The sequence below is a fragment of the Pseudomonas lactucae genome, assembly GCF_016937615.1.
GTDB classification, from domain to species: Bacteria; Pseudomonadota; Gammaproteobacteria; order Pseudomonadales; family Pseudomonadaceae; genus Aquipseudomonas; species Aquipseudomonas lactucae.
The window spans coordinates 13,314-36,066 of the sequence record NZ_JAFHKI010000115.1 but is presented as its reverse complement, the minus strand read 5'-3'; the positions used below and the strand labels follow the sequence as shown (position 1 = coordinate 36,066).

Annotated in this window: 19 protein-coding genes and 2 pseudogenes; 10 read left to right on the top strand and 11 right to left on the bottom strand. The window is 60.8% G+C overall.

Annotated elements, in window-relative coordinates:
* The first annotated feature begins 76 nt into the window (after positions 1-76).
* Entirely contained in the window at positions 77-328 is a 252-nt protein-coding gene (locus JWR98_RS20680; protein WP_205491074.1) for a cold-shock protein, read from the top strand.
* A gap of 27 nt (positions 329-355) precedes the next feature.
* Here the strand turns inward: JWR98_RS20680 and JWR98_RS20675 are convergent, their stop codons facing one another.
* The 4 genes and pseudogenes from JWR98_RS20675 to JWR98_RS20660 all read right to left on the bottom strand — a co-directional run bounded on the left by JWR98_RS20675 (position 356) and on the right by JWR98_RS20660 (position 5,446).
* Positions 356-733, bottom strand: coding sequence for a hypothetical protein (locus JWR98_RS20675; protein WP_003172246.1), 378 nt, complete (start codon positions 731-733; stop codon positions 356-358).
* 53 nt (positions 734-786) lie between these two features.
* The gene (locus tag JWR98_RS20670; RefSeq protein ID WP_205491073.1) at positions 787-1,596 is read right to left on the bottom strand and encodes a putative RNA methyltransferase; all 810 of its coding nucleotides are present in this window, start codon (positions 1,594-1,596) and stop codon (positions 787-789) included.
* Positions 1,596-2,747, bottom strand: a complete 1,152-nt coding sequence (gene dapE, locus JWR98_RS20665; protein ID WP_003172250.1) for a succinyl-diaminopimelate desuccinylase — start codon at positions 2,745-2,747, stop codon at positions 1,596-1,598. Before dapE ends, JWR98_RS20670 begins: the two co-directional genes overlap by 1 nt.
* A 109-nt stretch (positions 2,748-2,856) precedes the next feature.
* Positions 2,857-5,446 (bottom strand): annotated as a pseudogene (locus tag JWR98_RS20660) (glycosyltransferase).
* 210 nt (positions 5,447-5,656) lie between these two features.
* Between JWR98_RS20660 and tcdA the strand changes: the two are divergent.
* Positions 5,657-6,466 (top strand): tRNA cyclic N6-threonylcarbamoyladenosine(37) synthase TcdA, encoded by an 810-nt coding sequence (gene tcdA, locus JWR98_RS20655; protein WP_003172252.1) that lies wholly within the window; start codon positions 5,657-5,659, stop codon positions 6,464-6,466.
* 19 nt (positions 6,467-6,485) lie between these two features.
* On the opposite strand, the gene JWR98_RS20650 is transcribed toward tcdA, so the two are convergent.
* The 4 genes from JWR98_RS20650 to JWR98_RS20635 form a co-directional block, all read right to left on the bottom strand.
* Positions 6,486-6,899, bottom strand: coding sequence for a SufE family protein (locus tag JWR98_RS20650; protein ID WP_003172253.1), 414 nt, complete (start codon positions 6,897-6,899; stop codon positions 6,486-6,488).
* A complete protein-coding gene (locus tag JWR98_RS20645; protein WP_205491071.1) occupies positions 6,896-8,101 on the bottom strand; it encodes an aminotransferase class V-fold PLP-dependent enzyme in 1,206 nt (401 codons plus the stop codon). Before JWR98_RS20645 ends, JWR98_RS20650 begins: the two co-directional genes overlap by 4 nt.
* 69 nt (positions 8,102-8,170) lie before the next feature.
* A complete protein-coding gene (dapD, locus tag JWR98_RS20640; RefSeq protein ID WP_078823513.1) occupies positions 8,171-9,205 on the bottom strand; it encodes a 2,3,4,5-tetrahydropyridine-2,6-dicarboxylate N-succinyltransferase in 1,035 nt (344 codons plus the stop codon).
* Between the two features lie 34 nt (positions 9,206-9,239).
* On the bottom strand, positions 9,240-9,602 hold the full coding sequence (locus tag JWR98_RS20635) for an ArsC family reductase (RefSeq protein ID WP_003172256.1): 363 nt from the start codon (positions 9,600-9,602) through the stop codon (positions 9,240-9,242).
* Between the two features lie 224 nt (positions 9,603-9,826).
* Between JWR98_RS20635 and JWR98_RS20630 the strand changes: the two genes are divergently transcribed.
* A complete protein-coding gene (locus JWR98_RS20630) occupies positions 9,827-11,470 on the top strand; it encodes a Na+/H+ antiporter (RefSeq protein ID WP_078731868.1) in 1,644 nt (547 codons plus the stop codon).
* A gap of 9 nt (positions 11,471-11,479) precedes the next feature.
* Here the strand turns inward: JWR98_RS20630 and dapC are convergent, their stop codons facing one another.
* From dapC to map, 3 genes are all read right to left on the bottom strand, one after another.
* Positions 11,480-12,679: a succinyldiaminopimelate transaminase gene (gene dapC / locus JWR98_RS20625; protein ID WP_205491069.1), complete on the bottom strand. Its 1,200-nt coding sequence runs from the start codon at positions 12,677-12,679 to the stop codon at positions 11,480-11,482.
* A 38-nt stretch (positions 12,680-12,717) separates the two neighbouring features.
* On the bottom strand, positions 12,718-15,420 hold the full coding sequence (locus JWR98_RS20620; RefSeq protein WP_078731870.1) for a [protein-PII] uridylyltransferase: 2,703 nt from the start codon (positions 15,418-15,420) through the stop codon (positions 12,718-12,720).
* A 66-nt stretch (positions 15,421-15,486) separates the two neighbouring features.
* Complete coding sequence (map, locus tag JWR98_RS20615; protein ID WP_003172262.1) at positions 15,487-16,269, bottom strand: type I methionyl aminopeptidase; 783 nt, start codon at positions 16,267-16,269, stop codon at positions 15,487-15,489.
* 387 nt (positions 16,270-16,656) lie between these two features.
* On the opposite strand from map, the gene rpsB reads away from it, so the two are divergent.
* From rpsB to ispC, 7 genes and pseudogenes are all read left to right on the top strand, one after another.
* Positions 16,657-17,394 carry a 30S ribosomal protein S2 gene (gene rpsB, locus JWR98_RS20610; RefSeq protein ID WP_003172263.1) on the top strand — a complete coding sequence of 246 codons (738 nt, stop codon included), beginning with the start codon at positions 16,657-16,659 and terminating at the stop codon, positions 17,392-17,394.
* A gap of 192 nt (positions 17,395-17,586) precedes the next feature.
* Positions 17,587-18,450, top strand: a complete 864-nt coding sequence (gene tsf / locus JWR98_RS20605; protein ID WP_003172264.1) for a translation elongation factor Ts — start codon at positions 17,587-17,589, stop codon at positions 18,448-18,450.
* Positions 18,451-18,659: 209 nt separating this feature from the next.
* The gene (gene pyrH, locus JWR98_RS20600; RefSeq protein WP_003172271.1) at positions 18,660-19,403 is read left to right on the top strand and encodes a UMP kinase; all 744 of its coding nucleotides are present in this window, start codon (positions 18,660-18,662) and stop codon (positions 19,401-19,403) included.
* Positions 19,400-19,957, top strand: coding sequence for a ribosome recycling factor (gene frr / locus JWR98_RS20595; RefSeq protein ID WP_003172273.1), 558 nt, complete (start codon positions 19,400-19,402; stop codon positions 19,955-19,957). The genes pyrH and frr overlap by 4 nt, the downstream gene beginning before the upstream one ends.
* 17 nt (positions 19,958-19,974) lie before the next feature.
* Complete coding sequence (gene uppS, locus JWR98_RS20590) at positions 19,975-20,730, top strand: polyprenyl diphosphate synthase (protein WP_003172274.1); 756 nt, start codon at positions 19,975-19,977, stop codon at positions 20,728-20,730.
* Positions 20,731-21,539, top strand: a pseudogene (locus JWR98_RS20585) (phosphatidate cytidylyltransferase).
* Complete coding sequence (gene ispC, locus JWR98_RS20580; protein WP_205491067.1) at positions 21,536-22,726, top strand: 1-deoxy-D-xylulose-5-phosphate reductoisomerase; 1,191 nt, start codon at positions 21,536-21,538, stop codon at positions 22,724-22,726. The pseudogene JWR98_RS20585 and the gene ispC overlap by 4 nt, the downstream one beginning before the upstream one ends.
* Positions 22,727-22,753: the final 27 nt, after the last annotated feature.

The window sequence follows — 22,753 nt, the reverse complement described above, 5'->3', positions numbered from 1 at the left end:
TTTTGCGCCTGTCTTATACTCGGCAGTTCAACGCGAAACGGCTCAACAATAAAAAAACGACGTGGGAGTAAAACAGATGGCAGAGCGCGAAACCGGCAATGTGAAGTGGTTCAACGATGCAAAGGGCTATGGCTTTATCCAGCGCGAAGACGGCAAGGATGTGTTTGTACACTACCGCGCCATTCGCGGCGAAGGCCACCGCTCGTTGGCCGAAGGCCAGCAGGTGGAATACGCGGTTGTGAGCGGTGAGAAGGGGTTGCAGGCGGAGGATGTGGTCGCCTGTAAGGCCGAGCGGCAAGTGTCAAGCTACAAGCTGCAAGCGCTTTGACTTGTAGCTTGTAGCTTGTAGCTGCTTTTAAGCTGTTTTCCAGGTGATCTCTTCTTCCCCATCAACGCTTATGCGCATCCAGCGATCAGCGCTTTCCTCACCTTCCTCTTCGACCCATGTCCCCGGTGCGCAGCGCACTTCCACATTCAGTGCGGCAAAGGCGGCGCGGGCGCAGGCGATGTCGTCGTCCCACGGAGTCTGGTCGCTTTCCAGGTACAGGCTGTTCCATTTGCCGACGGCCTTTGGCAACCAGGTGACGGGCACATTGCCGGCCTTGCACTTGTAGGTCTGGCCCTTCTGGACCCAGTCGGTGCATGGGCCCAAGGCAGCGCCCAGCCAGGCGGCAATGGCCTTGTAGTCGACGTCGGCGTCCTTCAGGTAAATCTCGATATCGGGTTGGCGCATGGATGTTCCTCGTTGCGGGATTCGAAAATCCATTCGCGGATGTAGAAAGTCGGTTATTGAAGCACGAAATAATCGTAGCGCATCGACACGGTGACCTGCAGCGGCTCGGCGGCCTCGATCACCTCGGCGCGGCGCTCGGCACTGGCACGCCAGCCATGGGGTGTCATGGCCAGCAGGTTGGCGCGGTCGCTGGGCTTGGCCAGGCTCAATGTGAACTCCAGGGTTTCGCTGTGCGCCAGGCTCATGCCCTGTGGCACCAGGGCCAGGTGCTTATCGTCGGTGTACTCGCGCACTTCGTCGTACAGGCGCTCGCGCAATTGCATCAGATGGCCACGGGTGGGGCCAACCTTCATCAAGCCGCCGCCGGGGCTGAGCAGGCGCTTGGCCTCCTGCCAGTCCAACGGGCTGAACACACTGGCGAGGAACTGGCAGCTGGCATCGGCCAAGGGCACGCGGGCCATGCTGGCGATCAACCAGGTCAGCGCCGGGTTGCGCTTGCAGGCGCGCTTGACGGCTTCCTTGGAGATATCCAGTGCATAGCCGTCGGCGTGGGGCAGGGCGTCGGCGATTTGCGCGGTGTAGTAACCCTCGCCACAGCCGATGTCCACCCAGCGCTGCGGCGCGCGCTCGGCCGCCAGTTCCGCCAGGCGTCTGGCCACCGGGGCGTAGTGCCCGGCGTTAAGGAAGTCGCGGCGTGCCTCGACCATGGCCAGGTTGTCGCCCGGATCGCGGCTGTTTTTGTGCTGCACCGGCAGCAGGTTCAGGTAACCCTGGCGCGCACGGTCAAAACGGTGTCCGGCCGGGCACACCACGCCATTTTCCACCGCGTTGAGCGGGGCGCTGCAAAGGGGGCAAGCGAGCATCAGGCGAGCAACTTGATCAGGGTCTGGTAGTAGATTTCGGTCAGCACATCGAGGTCGCTGGCGAGGATGCGCTCGTTGACCTGATGGATCGTCGCGTTGACCGGGCCCAGCTCGACCACCTGGGTGCCGAGGGTGGCGATGAAACGCCCGTCCGAGGTGCCGCCGCTGGTGGACGCCTGGGTTTCGCGACCGGTGATCGCCTTGATGCTGGCCGATACGGCGTCGAGCAACGCGCCCGGTTCGGTGAGGAACGGCAGGCCCGACAGTGCCCACTCAACGTGCCAGTCCAGGCCATGCTTGTCGAGAATCGCCGCGACGCGCTGTTGCAGGCCTTCGACGGTGGATTCGGTGGAGAAGCGGAAGTTGAACACCGCCGTCAGGTCGCCGGGAATCACGTTGGTGGCGCCGGTGCCGGCATTGAGGTTGGAGATCTGGAAGCTGGTCGGCGGAAAGAACGTGTTGCCGTTGTCCCAATGCTCCGCGGCCAATTCGGCCAAGGCCGGCGCAGCCAGATGAATCGGGTTCTTCGCCAGGTGCGGGTAGGCCACGTGGCCTTGTACGCCGCGCACGGTCAGGGTGGCACCGAGGGAACCACGGCGGCCGTTCTTGACCACATCGCCCACCAGGGTGGTGCTCGATGGTTCGCCGACGATGCACCAGTCCAGGCGCTCCTTGCGTGCGGCCAGTCGTTCGATCACGGCTTTGGTGCCGTGGTGCGCCGGGCCTTCTTCATCGCTGGTGATCAGGAAAGCGACCGAACCCTTGTGGTCCGGGTAGTCGGTGACGAAACGCTCCGCGGCCACCAGCATGGCCGCCAGGCTGCCTTTCATGTCGGCGGCGCCACGCCCGCAGAGCATGCCGTTTTCGTCGATCAGCGCGTCGAACGGATCGTTCTGCCAGGCCTGCACCGGGCCGGTCGGTACCACGTCGGTGTGGCCGGCAAAGCACAGCACCGGTCCTTCGTGCTTGCCGTGGGTGGCCCAGAAGTTATCCACCTCGAAGATGCGCATCGGCTCCAGCGCAAAACCAGCGTCGCCCAGGCGCTGCATCATCAGCTTCTGGCAATCGGCGTCGATCGGCGTGACCGACGGGCGACGGATCAGGTCGATGGCAAGTTGAAGGGTCGGCGAAAGGTCGGCATGGGCCGTCATGGGAAAACTCCGGAAAGCATGTTTGGAAGAGCAGGGCGGGCAGACAAAACGGCCGTTATCTTATAGCAAAACGCGGCCAGAGGCCGCCGTTTAGTGCATTGCGCCAGTTTTAACTGGCCGGTGCGGGCTCAGGTGCCGCTGCCGGTTTCGGCAGCGACGACAGGAACGCCATGATCAACGCCGCCACGTACGGCAGCGACTGCACCAGCAGCATCACCACCCAGAAGCGCATGTCGTTGCTCGGCAGGCCCTGCACCAGGTAGATCCCCAGCGCCGCGCCCCACAACAGCAGCATGATGAACATTTCTTCGCGGGCTTCGGAAATGGCCACCCAGAAGCCATGGTTATCCGCGTTTTTCGGTGTACGAAAGAACGGAATGCTGGTGGTGAAGAAACCATACAGCACCGCCTTGGCGATGGTGTGGGACAGCGCCAGCCCGGCCAGGGCCGCGCAGAATGCGTCCTTGAGGTTCACACCTACCGCACGGCGGTACAGGAAGATGATCTTGCCCACCTTGAACACGAACAACGCCAAGGGCGGGATCGCGAAAATCAGCAGCGGCGGTCGACCCGCGTCGCACGATGATCATCGCCGCCGACCACAACAGCGCGCCGACGGTGAAGAAAATGTTCATGCCATCGGCCACCCACGGCAACCAGCCCGCCAGGAAGTGATAGCGCTGGCCGCGGGTCAGCTCGGTGTCTTTGCCGCGCAACAGGCTGGCAGTGTGCCGCTTGATGATCTGGATCGCGCCATAGGCCCAGCGGAAACGCTGTTTCTTGAAGTCGATAAAGGTGTCCGGCATCAGGCCCTTGCCGTAGCTGTCGTGGTAATACGCCGCCGACAGACCTTTCTCGAATACCCGCAGGCCGAGTTCGGCGTCTTCACAGATACACCAGTCGGCCCAGCCCAGTTCTTCGAGCACCGAGCGGCGTGTCATGGTCATGGTGCCGTGCTGGATGATCGCGTCGCGGTCGTTGCGGGTGACCATGCCGATATGGAAGAAGCCTTTGTATTCCGCGTAGCAGAGCTTCTTGAAGGTGCTTTCGTTCTGGTCGCGGTAATCCTGCGGCGACTGCACCACGGCGATTTTCGGGTCGGCGAAGTGCGGCACCATGTGCTTGAGCCAGTTGGGCGATACGCAGTAGTCCGAGTCGATCACTGCGATCACTTCGGCATCCTTGGCGGTGTGCGGGATCAGGTAGTTCAACGCACCGCCCTTGAAACCGGCCAGGGGCGCGACGTGGAAGAACTTGAAGCGCGGGCCCAGGGTTTCGCAGTAGTCGCGCACCGGTTCCCAAACCGCCGGGTCCTTGGTGTTGTTGTCGATGATCAGGACTTCGTAGTCCGGATAGTCGAGGGCGGCCAGGGCGTCGAGGGTCTGTTTGACCATCTCCGGCGGTTCGTTGTAGCACGGCACGTGGATCGATACTTTCGGGCGGTAGTCCGAATCCCCTTCAACCGGCAGGAATTCGCGGCGGCGCTTGTGGGTCCACACCGCTTCGGCCAGTTCATGGGCTTCGGTGAGCAGCACGATAAACACGCCCAGGGCGCCGAGCGCCAAGAGGATGCCCACGGTGACACTGAACCAGGTGCTGTATTGCTGACTGTAGTCGTAGCCGATCCACACCAGCACCGAACCGCACAGGAACGCGATAAACGTCAGGAAGGTACGGCCACGTTGGCGCAGGGCCGAGCCGTCGATCATCAGCAGGGTCAGCGACAGCAGCGCGAGCACCACCGAACCGATGGCCAGTACACGCCATTGGGGGATTGCGACGACGGGACCTTCAAAATTGAATTTCTGCTGGCGCGCGGCGTTGAATACGCCCCAATAGGCACCGGCCGAGCCTTCATCGCTGACTTTCCACGGCTGATCGAAAGCCTCGATCACGAAGTAGTTGTAGCCCTGGCGATTGAGCTTGTTCACCAGTGTGCGCAGGTAAATCGCCTGGTCCGCCGGGGACGCTTCATTCCCGCCGCGCATGCGCCCGTTACTTGGCCAGCCTACTTCCGACAGCAGCAGCGGTTTTTTCGGGAACAGTTTCTTCAGGTCCCTGGCACGGTCGAGTACATATTGGCCGGCCTTGTCCATCGGGATGAACTCCCAAAACGGCAGGATGTGCGCGGCGATCAGGTCGACGTGCTTGGCCAGTTGCGGGTTCTTTTCCCAGATGTGCCACTGCTCGGAGGTCGTGACCGGTACTTTGACGGCGGCGCGCACGCGGTCCAGCAGCACGATCAGTGCCTCTGGGGTGATCTCTTCACGGAACAGCGCTTCGTTACCGACCACCACCCGCACGACACTGCGCGAGCTGTTGGCAATTTCGATGGCACGTTGGATTTCGCGTTCGTTGCGCTCCAGGTCCGGGCTGATCCAGATCCCGAGGGTCACGCGCAGGCCGAACTCTTCCGCCAGCTTGGGGATGTCCCCCAGGGTGCCGTCGACCGAATAGGTACGGATGTTGTCCGTCAGCTTGCTCATGATTGCCAGGTCCTGACGCATCTGCTCGTCAGTGGGGTACTGCTCTTTTTGCGGGTACTGGCCTTGCTGGAACGGCGAGTAGGAAAACCCCGAGATCTGCTCAGGCCAGTTGGGAGCGGTGACCGGGCGGTTGATCAGCGCCCAGAAGCCGGTGAACAGTGCGGCAATTGCCAGCACCACCACCAGGTTGAGTCCAAATTTACGCGATGCCATGGTTATGTCGGGTTCCAAAAGGTGTGGAACGAAAAGAGGTGCCGGCCTGCGCCGAACGGCGCGCATCCTACACCGGCCTTTCCCTGACCGTACAGCAAGCAGAGAAAAACCGGACATTGGGCAGCGAAAGTACATCTAAGTTCTTAACTTGTAGCTTAAAACTTGTCGCCGCGTAGCCCATAATGCGCGCCGGTTTTTGGGGTAATGGTCATGAGTACAGAAGATACGCGGTTTGCAGGCGTCGCCCGCTTGTATGGCATTGAAGGCCTGGAACGCTTGAAAGCGGCCCATGTGGCGATCGTCGGCGTCGGCGGCGTTGGCTCCTGGGCGGCGGAAGCCATGGCGCGCTGCGGCGTGGGCGAGATTTCGCTGTTTGACCTGGACGATGTCTGCGTCAGCAACAGCAACCGCCAGTTGCATGCCCTGGACAGCACCGTGGGCAAGCCCAAGGTCGAGGTGATGGCCGAACGCCTGCGGGGCATCAACCCGGATTGCACAGTGCATGCAGTGGCGGATTTCGTGACCCGCGACACCATGGCCGAGTACATCACTGCGAATATCGACTGCGTGATTGACTGTATCGACGCGGTCAACGCCAAGGCCGCGCTGATTGCCTGGTGCAAGCGCCGCAAGATCCAGATCATCACCACCGGCGGTGCCGGCGGACAGATCGACCCCACATTGATCCAGGTGTGCGACCTGAACCGCACCTTCAACGACCCGCTGGCCTCGAAAGTGCGTTCCACGTTGCGTCGCGACTACGGTTTCTCGCGCACCGTGACCCGTCATTACAGCGTGCCGTGCGTTTTTTCCACCGAACAGCTGCGCTATCCCAAGCCGGACGGCAGCATCTGTTTGCAGAAGAGTTTTGTCGGCGACGGGGTGAAGCTCGACTGTGCCGGTGGGTTTGGCGCGGTGATGATGGTCACCGCGACCTTTGGCATGGTGGCGGCGACCAAGGCGGTGGACAAGATTGTGGCTGGGGTGCGCCGGCCTTCAGAGCGGGTCAAACCCGCCTGAATTTCAGCACCTCCCACATTTAGATTTGTGTACGGCTCAACTCGCGCATGCGCTGCAGGACTGCATTCAAGCCGTTGCTTCTGGACGGCGACAGCTGGCGCGAAAGCCCCAGTTGATTGAACCAGTCAGGCAAGTCGACCGCTTGCAACTCAGCCGCCGACAACCCATTGACTCGCGCCAGCAACAACGCCACCAACCCTCGAATCATCCGCGCATCGCTGCTGGCAGCAAACTGCCAACGGCCTTCCAGCAGGCGGCCGACCAGCCACACCAGGCTCTCGCAGCCCTGCACCAGGTTGGCCTCGATCTTATCCTCGTCCGCCAACACCGGCAGGCGCTCTCCCCACTGCATCAGCAGGCGGGCGCGTTGCTCCCAACCGCCAACCGTCTGGAAGGTGTGCAGCGCAGTCACTGCGTCTGTCGGCAGGCTCATCGCAGCATATCCAGCGTGTGATCCAGCGCGTCAAAGAACCGCTCCACATCGGCCGAGTCGTTGTACAGGGCCAGCGACACGCGTATCGCCCCGGTGAGGTTCATCTGCTTGAGCAGTGGCATCGCGCAATGATGGCCGGCGCGCACGGCAATGCCCTGGTCCGCCAGCAGGTAGGCGAGGTCGGCATTGTGCAGGTTCTCGACGGTGAAGCTCGCCAGCGCCACTTGCGGCGAGCCCAGCAGCCGCAGACCATTGCGCGCTTTTAGCCCGCGCAGCAGGTAGTCATGCAGCGCTGCCTCATGGGCGATTATCGCCTGCTGATCCAGCGAACTCAGATAATCCAGGCTGGCGCCCAAACCGATCACACCGGCAATCGGTGGGGTACCGGCCTCGAAGCCCAGCGGCGCAGGGCGGAAACTCGCGCTGTGGTAGTCGGCCTGTTGCACCATCTCGCCGCCGAACTGCCAGTGGCGCAGGTGGTGCAGGGCTTCGTTGCGGCCATACAGCACGCCGACGCCGTCCGGGCCGTAGAGCTTGTGGCTGGAAAACACATAAAAGTCGCAGCCCAGCGCCTGCACATCGTGGCGACCATGGACGATGCCTTGGGCACCATCGATCACGCTCAGCGCGCCATGGGCCTTGGCCAGGGCGAGTAAGGCCTCCAGGGGTTGCCAGGTGCCGAGGACATTGGAGAGTTGGCTCACCGCCAGCAGCCGTGTACGCGAGCCGATCAATTCGGCGGCCGCATTCAGGTCGATCACGCCGTCATCGTCCAGCGGCAATACCACCAGTTTCAGCGCATGACGTTTGGCCAGTTGCTGCCAGGGCAGCAGGTTGGCGTGGTGTTCCAGGGCGCTGATGACAATCTCATCGCCCGCATTGAATAGATGCTCAAGGCCATAAGCCAAGAGGTTCAGCGCTGACGTCGCGCCGTGGGTAAACACGATCTGCCCCGTGTCGCCTGCATTCAACCACTGCGCAGCCTTGCTGCGGCTGTCCTCGAAGGCTTGGGTCGCATGCGCCCCCGGCAAATGCTGGGCCCGGTGCACATTGGCTGCGCCATTGGCGTAGTAATGACTGATGGCATCCAGCAGGACCTGGGGTTTTTGCGTGGTGGCGGCGTTGTCCAGATAGGTCTGGTCTTGCCGTTGCAGGGTGGCGATGGCCGGAAAGTCGGCGCGCCAGGGGGAGGGCACAAGCATGGTGGTCAAGACTCGTATGAACGGGCCGTCCCCTGAAGGCGCGGCCCGTTAGTGGCATCGAGTGGCTGCTTAGTTGTGAGCGTGCAGCGCTTCGTTCAGTTCGATGGCCGATTTGTGGGTTTTGCATTCCACGGCACCGGTCTCGGAGTTGCGGCGGAACAGCAGGTCCGGCTGGCCGGCCAGTTCACGCGCCTTGACCACCTTGACCAGTTGGTTCTTCTCGTCCAGCAGTGCGACCTTGGTGCCGGCGGTGACGTACAGGCCCGACTCCACGGTGTTGCGGTCGCCCAGCGGAATACCGATACCGGCGTTGGCGCCGATCAGGCAGCCTTCGCCGACCTTGATCACGATGTTGCCGCCGCCCGACAGGGTGCCCATGGTGGAGCAACCGCCGCCCAGGTCCGAGCCCTTGCCGACGAATACGCCCGCCGATACACGACCTTCGATCATGCCCGGGCCTTCGGTGCCAGCGTTGAAATTGACGAAACCTTCGTGCATCACGGTGGTGCCTTCGCCCACATAGGCGCCCAGGCGCAGACGGGCGGCATCAGCGATACGCACGCCGGCCGGCACCACGTAGTCGGTCATTTTCGGGAACTTGTCCACCGAAAACACTTCCAGCAGGTCGCCACGCAGGCGTGCTTCCAGCTGGCGTTCGGCCAGTTCATTGATGTCGATCGCGCCCTGGCTGGTCCAGGCCACGTTCGGCAACTGCGGGAACACACCGGCCAGGCTCAGGCCGTGCGGCTTGACCAGGCGATGCGACAGCAGGTGCAGCTTGAGGTAGGCCTCGGGCGTGGAGGTCAGCGCGGCGTCTTCGGCCAGCAGGGTAGCGACCAGCGGCGTGTGGCTTTCAGCCAGGCGGCTCAGCAGGGCGGCCTGGGCTGCGTCGACGCCTTTGAGCGCGTCGGCCATTTGCAGCGCCTGAGTCACGGTGAAGGTGATGGCCTGGTTGCCTTCGGCGTAACCCAGGATGGGTGCGATAGCCGCGACGATTTCAGCTGGCGGGTTGAGCAACGGTTGTGCGTAAAACACTTCCAGCCAAGCACCTTGGCGGTTCTGAGTGCCGACGCCGAAGCCCAGGCTGAACAGGGAATGGGACATGCTGTTACCTCTACAAAAATGGGGAAGGGCTGGCCTACTTGAGGGCCGCCGAATAAGTATCTGGCTTGAAGCCAATCAAGGTTCTGTCACCGAGATCAAGCACCGGGCGCTTGATCATCGAAGGTTGTGCGAGCATCAATTCAATGGCTTTCGACTGATCGAGATCGGCTTTGCGTTCGTCTTCGAGTTTGCGAAAGGTGGTGCCCGCACGGTTCAAAACCACCTGCCAACCGTGCTCGTTGCACCATTGGGTCAAGTGTTCGCGGTCGATACCGGCCGTTTTGTAGTCGTGGAACTCATAGTTCACCGCGTGCTCATCGAGCCAGGTGCGCGCCTTTTTCATGGTGTCGCAGGCTTTTATGCCGAAAAGGTGCAAGGTTTTGCTTGAAGCGGTCAAGGAATTGCCCCCTTTTGGACGGATGCAAACTAAAGGTTACGGATTATGCCATGACCAGCGGCTTTGGGTGCCGCTCGTCCTGCGCTGTGCGACTTTTGTGCAAAAGCCACTGCGTGGCATAGCCCGTAACATAGCCCGGTAATATGGCCCGGTTATGGCACTTCAACGACTAGTTGTTGCCTGATGTGTGTCCTTGCAAGTCGATTGTCCGAGAACCCCGCGTTATGCAAACCGCCTACACCGTTCTTATCCTGCTGATGCTGGTCAGCGTTTCGCGTCTGGTTGGGCGTGTGATTCCGCTTCCGTTGCCGCTGGTGCAGATTGCCGCCGGCGCGCTGCTGGCCTGGCCCACGCTTGGGCTGCATGTGGCGCTGGACCCGGAGTTGTTTCTGTTTCTGTTCCTGCCGCCGTTGCTGTTCTCCGACGGATGGCGCATGCCCAAGCGCGAGTTGTGGCGACTCAGAGGCCCGATCCTGACGTTGGCGGTGGGGCTGGTGCTGTTTACCGTGGTGGGCGCCGGTTACTTCATCCATTGGCTGTTGCCGACGATCCCCTTGCCGGTGGCTTTCGCGTTGGCCGCCGTGTTGTCGCCGACGGATGCCGTGGCGGTGTCGGCCATTTCCCAGAACCGTTTGCCCACCCCGCTGATGCACATGCTCCAGGGCGAAGCGTTGATGAATGACGCGTCGGGCCTGGTGACGTTCAAGTTCGCCTTGGCCGCGGCGTTGACCGGGGTGTTTTCCCTGGCGGATGCGAGCCTGACCTTCGTGCTGGTAGCGGTGGGTGGCCTGGCGGTCGGTGTGGCGTTGAGCTGGCTGGTCGGCCGCTTGCGCGCCTGGATGATCGCGCGCGGTTGGGACGACCCGGCGACCCACGTGGTGTTCATGTTACTGCTGCCGTTTGCTGCCTATGTGTTGGCTGAGCGTTTGGGTGCCTCGGGGATTTTGTCGGCGGTCGCTGCTGGGATGATGCAGAGCTGGCTCGACCTGCTGCCACGCCAGACCAGTACGCGCCTGCTCAATCGCAGTGTGTGGTCGTTGTTGGAGTTTGCCTTCAATGGCTTGATCTTCCTGCTGCTGGGCCTGCAATTGCCGGACATTATCAAGGCGGTGGTGAGCCATGAACCGACGCTTTGGCCAACGCTTTTCTATCGCTGCGTGGATGTGGTCGCGATCTTCCTGGTACTGGTGGTGCTGCGGTTTATCTGGGTACAGAGCATCTGGAGGCTGTCGGGATTGTTGCGTCGCCTGCGTGGGAAAAGTGAGCTGACGTTGGTACCTACCGCCCGATCCTGTTGGCTCTTGACGGTCGGCGGGGTGCGCGGTGCGGTGACACTGGCGGGTGTGATGTCGGTGCCTTTGTTGCTGGCGCCTGGCAAAGACTTTCCTGAGCGCGATCTGCTGATCTTTATTGCGGCCGGCGTGATCCTGCTTTCACTGGTCTGCGCCTGCATTGCCTTGCCGTTGCTACTGCGCGGTCTCGAAAAGAGCCCCGATGAGAAGCGCCATAACGAAGTGCGCGAGGCGTGGAAAAAGACCGCCGTTGCAGCGATTCACGCGCTGGAGGTCGAAGAGCCGGCTGAATCGGAAATGTCCGACGCCGCCCAGGCGGCATTGGCGACCGAACTCAAGGCGCGGCTGATGTCGGAGTATCGTCATCAGTTGGAGGTGTTCAACGATTCGGCCGAAGCCCAGGCACTGGCGCGGCAGATGGACCTGCTTGAGCGAAAACTGCGGCTGAAGGCCCTGCGCGCGCAACGGTTGGAGCTATATAGCTTGAGCCGTCATCACCAGATCGGTGATGACGTTTTGCGGGAGGTGCTGGCGGAGCTGGATATGAGTGAGGCGAACCTGGGGCCACTGAAGTGACCCGGTTGCTTACCGGCGACGCTGAATAAAGTCCCGAATCCGCTCAGCCGCTTCGACGCACTCGGCCAGCGGCGCAACCAGTGCCAGGCGCACACGACCGGCCCCCGGGTTAGCGCCATCCACCTCGCGCGACAGGTACGAGCCCGGCACCACGGTCACGTGCTCTTCCACGAACAAGTCGCGGCAGAAGGCGGTATCGTCGCCATCCACATTTGGCCACAGGTAGAACCCGCCGTCGGGATGTTGCACATCCAGCACCGGTTTGAGGATTGTCAGCACGGCGTCGAATTTCTCGCGGTACAGGTCGCGGTTGGCTTGTACATGAGCCTCGTCCTGCCAGGCGGCGATGCTGGCCAGTTGGGTTTGTACCGGCATCGCGCAGCCGTGATAAGTGCGGTACAGCAAGAAGGCCTTGAGGATGTCGGCGTCGCCGGCGACAAAACCTGAACGCAGGCCGGGCAGGTTGGAGCGTTTGGACAGGCTGTGGAATACCACGCAACGCTTGAAGTCCTGGCGACCCAGTTCGACGCAGGCGCTCAGCAGGCCCGGTGGCGGGGTTTGTTCATCGAAGTACAGTTCGCTGTAGCACTCGTCGGCGGCAATGACGAAATCGTATTCGTCGGCCAGGGCGATGAGTTTTTTCAGGGTCTCTACCGGGATCAGCGCGCCGGTCGGGTTGCCTGGGGAGCACAGGAACAGGATCTGGCAGCGTTTCCAGATGTCCGGCGAAACCGCATCGAAATCCGGGTTGAAGCCGTTTTCGTCCAGGCACGGCAGGTAGTGCGGCTTGGCCCCGGCCAGGAACGCGGCGCCTTCATAGATTTGGTAGAACGGATTGGGGCTCACCACCAGGGCGTCGTCGCCACGGTTGACCACGGTCTGGGTGAAGGCGAACAGCGCTTCACGGGTGCCATTGACCGGCAGGATGTTGCGCGCCGGGTCCAGCCAGCCCTTTGGCACGTTGAAGCGGCGTTCGCACCAGGCACCGATAGCCTCGCGCAGGGCCGGGATGCCCAGGGTGGTGGGGTACACCGCCATCTGGTCGAGGTTGCTGCTCAGTGCCTCGGCCACGAAGGCTGGCGAGGTGTGCTTGGGCTCGCCGATGGACAGCGCAATCGGGCGCTTGTCCGGGTTCGGTGTGACGCTGCCGAGCAGGGCCCGCAGTTTCTCGAACGGGTAGGGCTGCAACTGGTTCAGGGCGTTGTTCATGGGAATCTCGTGCAAGGCGTTAAAAACTGGAATGAGGTTTAGATCGTCAGGCGCGTCAGCTCGACACCGGGTTCCTGAGTCACGCTCAACTGCTGCACGATAGCTTCCTGCAATCGCAGGCACAGCTCAGGATCGGACAGCGGCTGGTTGTCGGCATCGGTGATGAAGAACACGTCTTCCACGCGCTCGCCGAGGGTCGCAATCTTGGCATTCTGTAACGACAAATCGAATTCCAGGAAGATCCCGCCGATACGCGCCAGCAGGCCGGGGCGATCCGGGGCGCTGAGTTCCAGCACCGTGACCGGGCGCTGTGCATCGTTGGAAATGGTCACCTGGGGCGCAAAGGCAAAGTGCTTGAGTTGGCGCGGCACGCGGCGCTGGATGATGGTCGGGTAGTCATCCGGGTTGCGCAGTGCTTCGGTGAGGCCTTCGCGGATCTTTTTCACCCGCGCCGGGTTGTCGCCGATGGACTCGCCTTCGGTGTCGAGCACGATGTAGGTGTCGAGGGTGAACTGGCTGCTGGAGGTAATGACCCGAGCGTCATGGATGTTCAGGTTGAGCTGGTCCATGGCCGCCACGGTCACGGCGAAGAAGTCGTGCTGGTCGGGCGCATAGATGAAGATCTGCGTGCCGCCCTCGAACTCGCGCTGGGTGGTTTCCTTGATCAACACCAGCGGGCCGCCATCGGCCGGCTGTTGCAGGATCGCATCAGTGTGCCAGGCCACATCGCCAGCGGTGTGACGCAGGAAGTAATCGTCACCCAGCTGTGACCACAATTGCTCGACGTCGTCCGGGTCGTTGCCGCCGCGCACCAGAATATCCAGCGCCGCGCTTTGGGTGCGGCGGATCTGCTCTTCGCGGTCCACCGGGTTTTCCAGGCCGCGACGCAGGGCGCGCTTGGTCTCGGTATACAGCTGGCGCAAGAGGCTGGCGCGCCACGAGTTCCACAGCGTCGGGTTGGTGGCGTTGATATCGGAGACGGTCAGCACGTACAGGTAGTCGAGGCGGGTTTCGTTGCCGACGATCTGCGCGAAGTCGTGGATCACCTGCGGGTCGGACAAGTCCTTGCGCTGGGCGGTGGTCGACATGACCAGGTGGTTCTGCACCAGCCAGACGATCAGGCGGCTGTCCCACTGCGGCAACTGGTGGCGCTGGCAGAACGCTTCGGCGTCGACCGCACCGACTTCCGAGTGGTCGCCATGCCGGCCCTTGCCGATGTCGTGGTACAGGCCGGCCAGGTAGATCAGCTCCGGCTTGGGCAGCTTGGCCATCAGCTTACTGGCCAGCGGAAATTTCTCCGACACCTGGGTGTATTGCAGCTTACGCAGGTGTTTGATCAGGTTCAGCGTATGCGCGTCCACCGTATAGATGTGGAACAGGTCGTGCTGCATCTGCCCGACGATAAAGCCGAATTCCGGCAGATAACGTCCGAGGATGCCGTAGCGGTTCATGCGGCGCAGGTTGCGGTGAATGCCGATCTTGCACTTGAACAGCTCGATAAACAGGCTGGTGTTGCGGATATCGTTGCGAAAATCATCGTCGATCAGGTGACGGTTTTCCCGCAGCAGGCGGATGGTGTCGGCGCGCACGCCTTTGATTTCCGGCTGCTGGGCCATCAACACGAAGATTTCCAGCATGGCGAACGGGGTGCGACGGAACACGTTGTCGTTGCGCGCCTCGATATAGCCGTCGTGCAGCTGGAAGCGCGCATTGATCGGCTGCGGCGGCGCTTCGTCTTCGGGGGCCAGGATCACTTCTTCAAAGTGCTGGATAATCAGGTCGCTGAGCTGGGCGATGCTCATGACCACTCGGTAGTACTGCTGCATGAAGCTTTCGATGCTGGTCTTGGCGTCCTCGCTTTCGAAACCCAGCAGGGTCGCGATGGAGCGCTGATGATCGAACAGCAGGCGGTCTTCGGAGCGCCCGGCGAGCATGTGCAGGGCGTAGCGCACCTTCCACAGGAATTCCTGGGACGAGGCCAGCAAGGCGTTTTCGCTCTCCACCAAAAAGCCTTCGCCGGCCAGGGCGCGCAGGTTCAGGGTGCCGTACTGGCGACGGGCGACCCACAAAATCGTCTGGATGTCGCGCAGCCCGCCCGGCGAGCCTTTGACGTTGGGTTCCAGGTTGTATTCGGTGTCGTTGTATTTGTGATGCCGTGTCTTCTGCTCGGCGCGCTTGGCCAGGAAGAAATCCTTGCTGGGCCACATGTGCGCGGTGCTGGTGACATCGAGCATTCGTTGGCGCAGGCGTTCGGGGCCGCAGATGGTGCGGCTTTCCATCAGGTTGGTGACGACCGTCAAGTCGGCGCGGGCTTCTTCGGCGCATTCATCGACCGAACGCACGCTCTGGCCGACTTCCAGGCCGATGTCCCACAGCAGCGTCAGAAAGCGCTCGATGGAATCGCGAAAGATCTCATGATCGGCGCTGTCCAGCAGGATCAGCAGGTCGATGTCGGAATAGGGGTGCAGTTCGCCACGCCCGTAGCCGCCGACCGCCACCAGGGCGATATCGGCGTCTTCGCTCCAACTGAACTGCTCCCAGGCCTTTTGCAGGATGTTGTCGACGAACCAGGCACGGTCTTCGATCAGTCGGCGTATGTCCCGGCCACTGCGAAAGCGCTCATCGAGCACCTCGCGGGCTTGGCGGATGGCCTTCTTGAACGCGGCGATGGGGCTCGCCTTCAGGGCCAGTTCGGCCTGGAACTGGCCACGGTCGAAGAGTTCGGGATCCACCTGGGGCATCGATCGGTTTTCCTTTCTATCTATTCAGTCAGTCACAACACGCTGCGGGAAAACCTGGGCAATCCGTCAGGCTGAAACGCGAGGGATCGTGTCATCGGCGCGCAGGGTGAAGATCTCGTAGCCGGTCTCGGTGACCAGCAGGGTGTGTTCCCATTGGGCCGAGAGCTTGCGGTCCTTGGTGATGGCGGTCCAGCCGTCGCCCAGCACCTTGGTGTCGGCCTTGCCCTGGTTGATCATCGGCTCGATGGTAAAGGTCATGCCTGCCTTGAGCTCCATGCCGGTGCCGGCGCGGCCATAGTGCAAAATCTGTGGTTCTTCGTGAAATACGGTGCCGATGCCGTGGCCGCAGAAATCGCGAACCACCGAGAAACCGTTCTTTTCGGCGTGCTTCTGGATCACTTCGCCGATATCGCCCAGGCGGCAGCCGGGCTTGACGATCTCGATGGCCTTGTACATGCACTCCTGGGTCACCTGGGACAGGCGCTCGGCCCAGACCGGCACGTTGCCGACGTGGAACATGCGGCTGGTGTCGCCGAAGTAGCGGTCCTTGATCACGGTGACGTCGATGTTCAGGGTGTCGCCATCCTTCAACGGCTTGTCACCCGGAATGCCGTGGCAGACCACATGGTTGACCGAGGTGCAGATCGACTTGGGGAAGCCCTTATAGTTGAGCGGGGCAGGGATAGCCTTCTGCACGTTGACGATGTAGTCGTGGCAGATCTGGTTCAGTTCTTCGGTGGTGACGCCGGGCTTGACGTGTTCGGCGATCATTTCCAGCACGTCGGCAGCCAGTTTGCCGGCAATGCGCATGCCGGCGATGTCTTCGGCGGTTTTCAAACTAACGGTCATACAGGCTCTCTCTAGCGCGACGCGCTGAAATCAATATGGTTTACGGGCGTGCGACAAAAGGCTGCAGAATTCGCACAAGCCACAAAAAACGCGATTCTACCAGACGCGGACGGTAAACCATGAGCCCCTGACGATCGCTTCTCTCTATAGGGTGGGGTTAAATCCGCTCTATTCAAAGGGTTGCGTAGAGGTCGCGCACGTCAGATGTGATTGCGTGTTTCGTTTTCGCCCTTCGTGTGGTATAAAATGCGCCGCTTTCCGGGGATGCCCCGAAAAGCTTAAATCCACACACGTGTCGACACGATGACCTGGGTGCCGGAGGCCTTGATGCCGCTGGTTGGTCATTGGGATACGTGGAGGCCAAACCCGACTTATTAAGGAACTATCATGTCCCAAGTCAACATGCGCGATATGCTGAAGGCCGGTGTGCACTTCGGTCACCAGACCCGTTACTGGAACCCGAAAATGGGTAAATACATTTTCGGCGCGCGTAACAAGATCCACATCATCAACCTTGAAAAAACCCTGCCAATGTTCAACGAAGCTTTGACTTTCGTAGAGCGCCTGGCTCAGGGCAAAAACAAGATTCTGTTCGTCGGCACCAAGCGTTCCGCTGGCAAGATCGTTGCTGAAGAAGCAGCACGTTGCGGTTCGCCGTACGTCGATCACCGCTGGTTGGGCGGCATGCTGACCAACTTCAAAACCATCCGTGCTTCCATCAAGCGTCTGCGTGACCTTGAAGTGCAGGCCGAAGACGGTACTTTCGCCAAGCTGACCAAGAAAGAAGCGCTGATGCGCTCCCGTGACCTGGAAAAGCTCGATCGTTCCCTGGGTGGTATCAAGGACATGGGCGGTCTGCCTGACGCACTGTTCGTTATCGACGTTGATCATGAGCGCATCGCGATCACCGAAGCCAACAAGCTGGGCATCCCTGTTATCGGCGTAGTCGATACCAACAGCAGCCCGGAAGGCGTTGACTACATCATCCCAGGCAACGATGACGCAATCCGCGCTATCCAGCTGTACATGGGTTCGATGGCTGACGCTGTAATCCGTGGTCGCAACCACGTTGCTGGTGGTACCGAGCAGTTCGCTGAAGAAGCTCCGGTAGCCGCCGCTGAGTAATTGACGCCCTGGCGTTGACTCAGTAAGCAAAAAGGGGGCTTGGCCCCCTTTTTGCCACCTCGAAAACCGTTTGTCGGCAGCGCAGCTACATCATCTGTAACGTGCAGCAGCCTACAACGGAGATTCGGGAAGAATTGATCCCCCGTTCGATCGGGTGGAATGGTTGAAAACCTATCCAAGAGGAATTTGAAAATGGCAGCAATTACTGCAGCGTTGGTTAAAGAACTGCGTGAGCGTACCGGCGAAGGCATGATGGATTGCAAGAAAGCCCTGGAAAAGGCTGACGGCGACATCGAAAAAGCCATTGATGACATGCGTGCTTCCGGCGCCATCAAGGCTGCCAAGAAAGCAGGCAACGTGGCTGCTGAAGGCGCTATCGCTCTGAAAGAAGACGGCAAATCTGCTGTTCTGCTGGAAGTGAACTCCCAGACCGACTTCCTGGCTCTGCAGGACGACTTCAAGGCATTTGTTGCTGCCAGCGTTGAAAAAGCGTTCGCCGACAAACTGACTGACGCCGCTCCGCTGATCGCCGCTCAAGAAGCTGATCGCCTGGTACTGGTCGGCAAGGTTGGCGAAAACGTCAACATCCGTCGCCTGGTACGCGTTGAAGGTGATGTGGTGGGTGGTTACCTGCACGGCAACAAGATCGGTGTTGCAGTTGTCCTGAAAGGCGGCAACGTTGAACTGGCCAAGGACATCGCTATGCACGTAGCGGCCAGCAACCCTGAGTTCCTGCTGCCTTCGGAAGTTTCTGCCGAAGCCATCGAGCGTGAAAAAGCGGTGTTCCTGCAGCTGAACGAAGAAAAAATCAAAGGCAAGCCAGAAAACATTGTTGAGAACATGGTCAAGGGCCGTATCAGCAAGTTCCTGGCCGAAGCAAGCCTGGTTGAGCAGGCGTTCGTCAAGAACCCTGAAATCAAGGTTGGCGAGCTGGCCAAGAAAGCCGGTGCTGAAATCGTTTCCTTCACCTACTTCAAAGTAGGCGACGGCATCGAGAAGCCGGTCGACAACTTCGCTGAAGAAGTTGCTGCCCAGCTGGCTGCCGCCAAGCAATAAGACGGTTTTCAACTGTCGCCCGAAAGAGGCTGCCCGCTCACGCGCGCAGCCTCTTTTCAAATGGGAAGGCCGATTTTATTTGGATTCCCTTCGGAACTGGCTTACAAAGCCGTGTTCCGATGGCGCTGTGATAGCGTCCAGCTAGAGTGAACGCAAGCCGTAAACGGCTCGCCAAGAATTTTTAAAATACGCCGCAGGAGAGATTCGCAATGGCTCAGCAGGGCAGTGGTTATCAGGCTCGCTATAAACGCATTCTACTCAAGCTCAGCGGCGAGGCTCTGATGGGCTCGGAAGAGTTCGGGATCGATCCCAAGGTGCTCGACCGCATGGCGCTGGAAGTCGGCCAGTTGGTCGGTATCGGCGTACAAGTCGGCCTGGTGATCGGTGGCGGCAACCTGTTCCGCGGCGCGGCACTGAGTGCGGCCGGCATGGATCGGGTCACCGGCGACCACATGGGCATGCTGGCCACTGTGATGAACGCTTTGGCGATGCGCGACGCCCTGGAGCGTGCCAATATCTCGGCTATCGTGATGTCGGCTATTTCCATGGTCGGCGTGACCGATCACTATGATCGCCGCAAAGCCATGCGCCACTTGAACGCCAAAGAGGTGGTGATCTTCGCCGCCGGCACCGGCAACCCGTTCTTCACCACTGACTCCGCCGCGTGTCTGCGTGCCATCGAAATCGATGCCGACGTGGTGCTCAAGGCGACCAAGGTGGATGGTGTGTACACCGCAGACCCATTCAAAGACCCGCATGCCGAGAAGTTCGATCATCTGACTTACGATGAAGTGCTGGATCGCAAGCTGGGGGTCATGGACCTGACGGCTATTTGCCTGTGCCGCGACCACAAGATGCCGCTGCGCGTATTTAACATGAACAAGCCCGGCGCCCTGCTGAATATCGTACATGGCGGCGCGGAAGGGACTCTGATCGAGGAAGGCCAACAATGATCAATGACATCAAGAAAGACGCCCAAGCGCGTATGCAGAAATCCCTGGAGTCTCTGAGCCACGCATTCGGCCAGATTCGTACCGGCAAGGCGCACCCAAGCATCCTGGGCAGCGTGATGGTGCCTTACTACGGCACCGACACTCCACTGAGCGGCGTGGCCAACGTGACCGTTAAGGATTCGCGCACCCTGCAGGTCGTGGCCTTTGAGCGCAACATGCTCGCCGCTGTCGACAAAGCCATTCAGAGCGCCGGCTTGAACCTCAATCCGACCAACCTGGGCGAATTGCTGCTGATTTCCATGCCGGCCTTGACCGAAGAAACCCGCAAGGGCTTCACCAAGCAGGCGCGCAGTGCAGCGGAAGATGCGCGTGTTGCCGTGCGTAACATCCGTCGCGATGCATTGGGTGACCTGAAGAAGCTGGTCAAGGACAAGGAAATCAGTGAAGACGAAGAGCGTCGTGCCGTGGCCGATATCGATAAGCTGACCAAGGACGCCGAGGCCCAGATCACCAAGGCCACGGAAGAAAAAGAAAAGGACCTGATGGCCGTATAAGGAGTCAGGACACCTTCATGGACAAGACCAAGCAGACTGTGCCCTCAGTGGTGCCGCGCCATGTCGCGATCATCATGGATGGGAATAATCGCTGGGCGAAAAAACGCTTTATGCCGGGTGTCGCCGGGCATAAAGCGGGTGTCGATGCGGTACGGGCGGTGATCGAGGTGTGCGCCGAGGCCAAGGTCGAGGTGCTGACCCTGTTTGCGTTCTCCAGTGAGAACTGGCAACGGCCGGCCGACGAAGTCACGGCCTTGATGGATCTGTTCTTCAAGGCGCTGCGTCGTGAGGCCAAGCGCCTGAACGACAACAAGATCAGTCTGCGCATCATCGGTGATCGCTCGCGGTTCCATCCGGAGTTGCAGGCGGCCATGCGTGAAGCCGAGGCCATTACGGCCGGCGCCGACCGTTTTGTGTTGCAGATCGCGGCCAACTACGGCGGCCAGTGGGATATCGCCCAGGCTGCGCAGCGCCTGGCCCGCGAAGTGCAGGCCGGTCATCTGCGCCCTGACGACATCACGCCCGAACTGTTGCAGACCTGTCTGGTGACCGGCGACCTGCCGTTGCCGGACTTATGTATCCGCACCGGTGGTGAACATCGCATCAGCAATTTTCTCTTGTGGCAGCTGGCCTACACCGAGCTGTACTTCTCCGACCTGTTCTGGCCGGACTTCAAACACGATGCCATGCGCACTGCGCTGGCTGATTTCGCTTCCCGTCAGCGTCGTTTCGGAAAAACGAGCGAGCAGATCGAAGCTGGAGCCCGGGTTTAAATGCTTAAACAACGAATCATCACCGCACTGATCCTGTTGCCGATTGCCTTGTGTGGGTTTTTCCTGCTCGAGGGTTCCGGCTTTGCGCTGTTTATCGGCCTGGTTGTCACCCTGGGTGCCTGGGAATGGGCGCGTCTTGCCGGTTTCGCTGCGCAGTTGCCGCGTATAGCCTATGCCGCGGTCGTGGCTGTGTTGCTGTTCCTGATGTATACCCTGTCGAGCATCGTCGTGCCTTGGGTGTTGGGCGCTGCGGTGTTGTGGTGGGCGCTTGCGACCTGCCTGGTGTTGACGTACCCGCGCACCAGCGGGCAATGGTCCAGTGTGGCCAGCAAGTTGGTGATCGGTTTGTTGATTCTGTTACCCGCCTGGCAAGGGTTGGTAGAAATCAAGAATTCACCGATGGGCAACTGGCTGATCATGGCCGTGATGGTGCTGGTGTGGGGCGCTGATATCGGGGCCTATTTTTCTGGTCGGCATTCGGCAAGCGCAAGCTGGCGCCGGCGGTCAGTCCCGGTAAAAGCTGGGAGGGCGTGTATGGTGGTCTCGCCTTGACCTTGCTGATCACCCTGGTGGTGGGTGTAGTGCGTGGTTGGTCGGTAAAGGAAATTTTCCTGGCATTGGTGGGCACGGCCATCGTCGTCTTCATCTCGGTCGTGGGTGACCTCACCGAAAGCATGTTCAAGCGCCAGGCCGGGATCAAGGACAGCAGCAACCTGCTGCCGGGTCACGGTGGAGTGCTGGACCGTATCGATAGCCTCACCGCTGCCATTCCAATCTTCGCCGTCCTGTTATGGATGTCCGCTTCGTGAGCCGCCTGCAACAGGTGACGGTATTGGGTGCGACCGGCTCGGTAGGGCTGAGCACCCTGGATGTGATCGCTCGACATCCTGATCGCTACCAAGTGTTTGCCCTGACCGGCTTCACTCGCCTGAGCGAGTTGCTGGCGCTGTGCGTGCGGCATACGCCGCGCTTTGCGGTTGTGCCTCAAGAGGCTGCGGCGCGAGGGCTGCAGGACGACCTGCGGGCTGCCGGGCTTGCCACGCGGGTGTTGGTCGGGGAGGAGGGATTGTGCCAAGTGTCGGCCGACGCCGAGGTGGATACGGTGGTCGCCGCAATCGTCGGCGCAGCCGGCCTGCGCCCGACCCTGGCCGCCGTCGATGCGGGCAAAAAAATCCTGCTGGCCAACAAAGAAGCCCTGGTGATGAGCGGTGCGCTGTTTATGCAGGCTGTGCGCAAAAGCGGGGCGGTCCTGCTGCCTCTCGACAGCGAACATAACGCCATCTTCCAATGCATGCCCGGAGACTTCGCGCGCGGCTTGAGCCAGGTGGGCGTGCGTCGAATTCTGCTGACCGCGTCCGGGGGGCCGTTTCGCCAAACCCCGCTGGCGGAGTTGGAGCATGTGTCGCCTGATCAGGCGTGTGCGCACCCCAACTGGTCCATGGGCCGCAAAATCTCGGTCGATTCGGCCAGCATGATGAACAAGGGCCTGGAGCTGATCGAGGCGTGCTGGCTGTTCGATGCGCGACCTGACCAGGTCGAAGTGGTGATACACCCACAAAGTGTGATTCATTCCCTGGTCGACTACGTGGACGGTTCGGTATTGGCTCAGTTGGGCAATCCCGATATGCGCACGCCGATCGCCAACGCGCTGGCCTGGCCGGAGCGGATTGATTCGGGTGTGGCACCATTGGACCTGTTTGCCATTGCGCGTCTGGATTTCCAGGCGCCGGACGAGCAGCGTTTTCCTTGTCTGCGCTTGGCCAAAGAGGCTGCGCAGGCGGGTAACAGTGCGCCGGCGATGCTCAATGCGGCCAACGAAGTGGCGGTGGCGGCGTTTCTCGAACGGCGCATCCGCTTTCCGCAGATCGCGAGTATCATCGAGGACGTCCTGAGCATTGAGCCCGTGGTGGCTGTGAATGATCTGGATGCGGTATTCGAGGCGGACACCCAGGCCCGGGCGTTGGCCAGAGACTGGCTGAGCCGCAACGCGCGTTAGTCTGTGAGCGTTTGAGCCTTCGGGCAA

What these genes read in the sequence shown, in the direction of transcription:
- rpsB (WP_003172263.1), top strand. Translation starts at nt 16,657, where the DNA reads ATGTCCCAAGTCAACATGCGCGATATGCTGAAGGCCGGTGTGCACTTC.
- uppS (WP_003172274.1), top strand. Translation starts at nt 19,975, where the DNA reads ATGGACAAGACCAAGCAGACTGTGCCCTCAGTGGTGCCGCGCCATGTC.
- tcdA (WP_003172252.1), top strand. Translation starts at nt 5,657, where the DNA reads ATGAGTACAGAAGATACGCGGTTTGCAGGCGTCGCCCGCTTGTATGGC.
- JWR98_RS20670 (WP_205491073.1), bottom strand. Translation starts at nt 1,596, where the DNA reads ATGCTCGCTTGCCCCCTTTGCAGCGCCCCGCTCAACGCGGTGGAAAAT.
- JWR98_RS20680 (WP_205491074.1), top strand. Translation starts at nt 77, where the DNA reads ATGGCAGAGCGCGAAACCGGCAATGTGAAGTGGTTCAACGATGCAAAG.
- dapE (WP_003172250.1), bottom strand. Translation starts at nt 2,747, where the DNA reads ATGACGGCCCATGCCGACCTTTCGCCGACCCTTCAACTTGCCATCGAC.
- dapC (WP_205491069.1), bottom strand. Translation starts at nt 12,679, where the DNA reads ATGAACAACGCCCTGAACCAGTTGCAGCCCTACCCGTTCGAGAAACTG.
- JWR98_RS20650 (WP_003172253.1), bottom strand. Translation starts at nt 6,899, where the DNA reads ATGAGCCTGCCGACAGACGCAGTGACTGCGCTGCACACCTTCCAGACG.
- JWR98_RS20630 (WP_078731868.1), top strand. Translation starts at nt 9,827, where the DNA reads ATGCAAACCGCCTACACCGTTCTTATCCTGCTGATGCTGGTCAGCGTT.
- JWR98_RS20620 (WP_078731870.1), bottom strand. Translation starts at nt 15,420, where the DNA reads ATGCCCCAGGTGGATCCCGAACTCTTCGACCGTGGCCAGTTCCAGGCC.
- frr (WP_003172273.1), top strand. Translation starts at nt 19,400, where the DNA reads ATGATCAATGACATCAAGAAAGACGCCCAAGCGCGTATGCAGAAATCC.
- JWR98_RS20675 (WP_003172246.1), bottom strand. Translation starts at nt 733, where the DNA reads ATGCGCCAACCCGATATCGAGATTTACCTGAAGGACGCCGACGTCGAC.
- pyrH (WP_003172271.1), top strand. Translation starts at nt 18,660, where the DNA reads ATGGCTCAGCAGGGCAGTGGTTATCAGGCTCGCTATAAACGCATTCTA.
- tsf (WP_003172264.1), top strand. Translation starts at nt 17,587, where the DNA reads ATGGCAGCAATTACTGCAGCGTTGGTTAAAGAACTGCGTGAGCGTACC.
- JWR98_RS20645 (WP_205491071.1), bottom strand. Translation starts at nt 8,101, where the DNA reads ATGCTTGTGCCCTCCCCCTGGCGCGCCGACTTTCCGGCCATCGCCACC.
- map (WP_003172262.1), bottom strand. Translation starts at nt 16,269, where the DNA reads ATGACCGTTAGTTTGAAAACCGCCGAAGACATCGCCGGCATGCGCATT.
- dapD (WP_078823513.1), bottom strand. Translation starts at nt 9,205, where the DNA reads ATGTCCCATTCCCTGTTCAGCCTGGGCTTCGGCGTCGGCACTCAGAAC.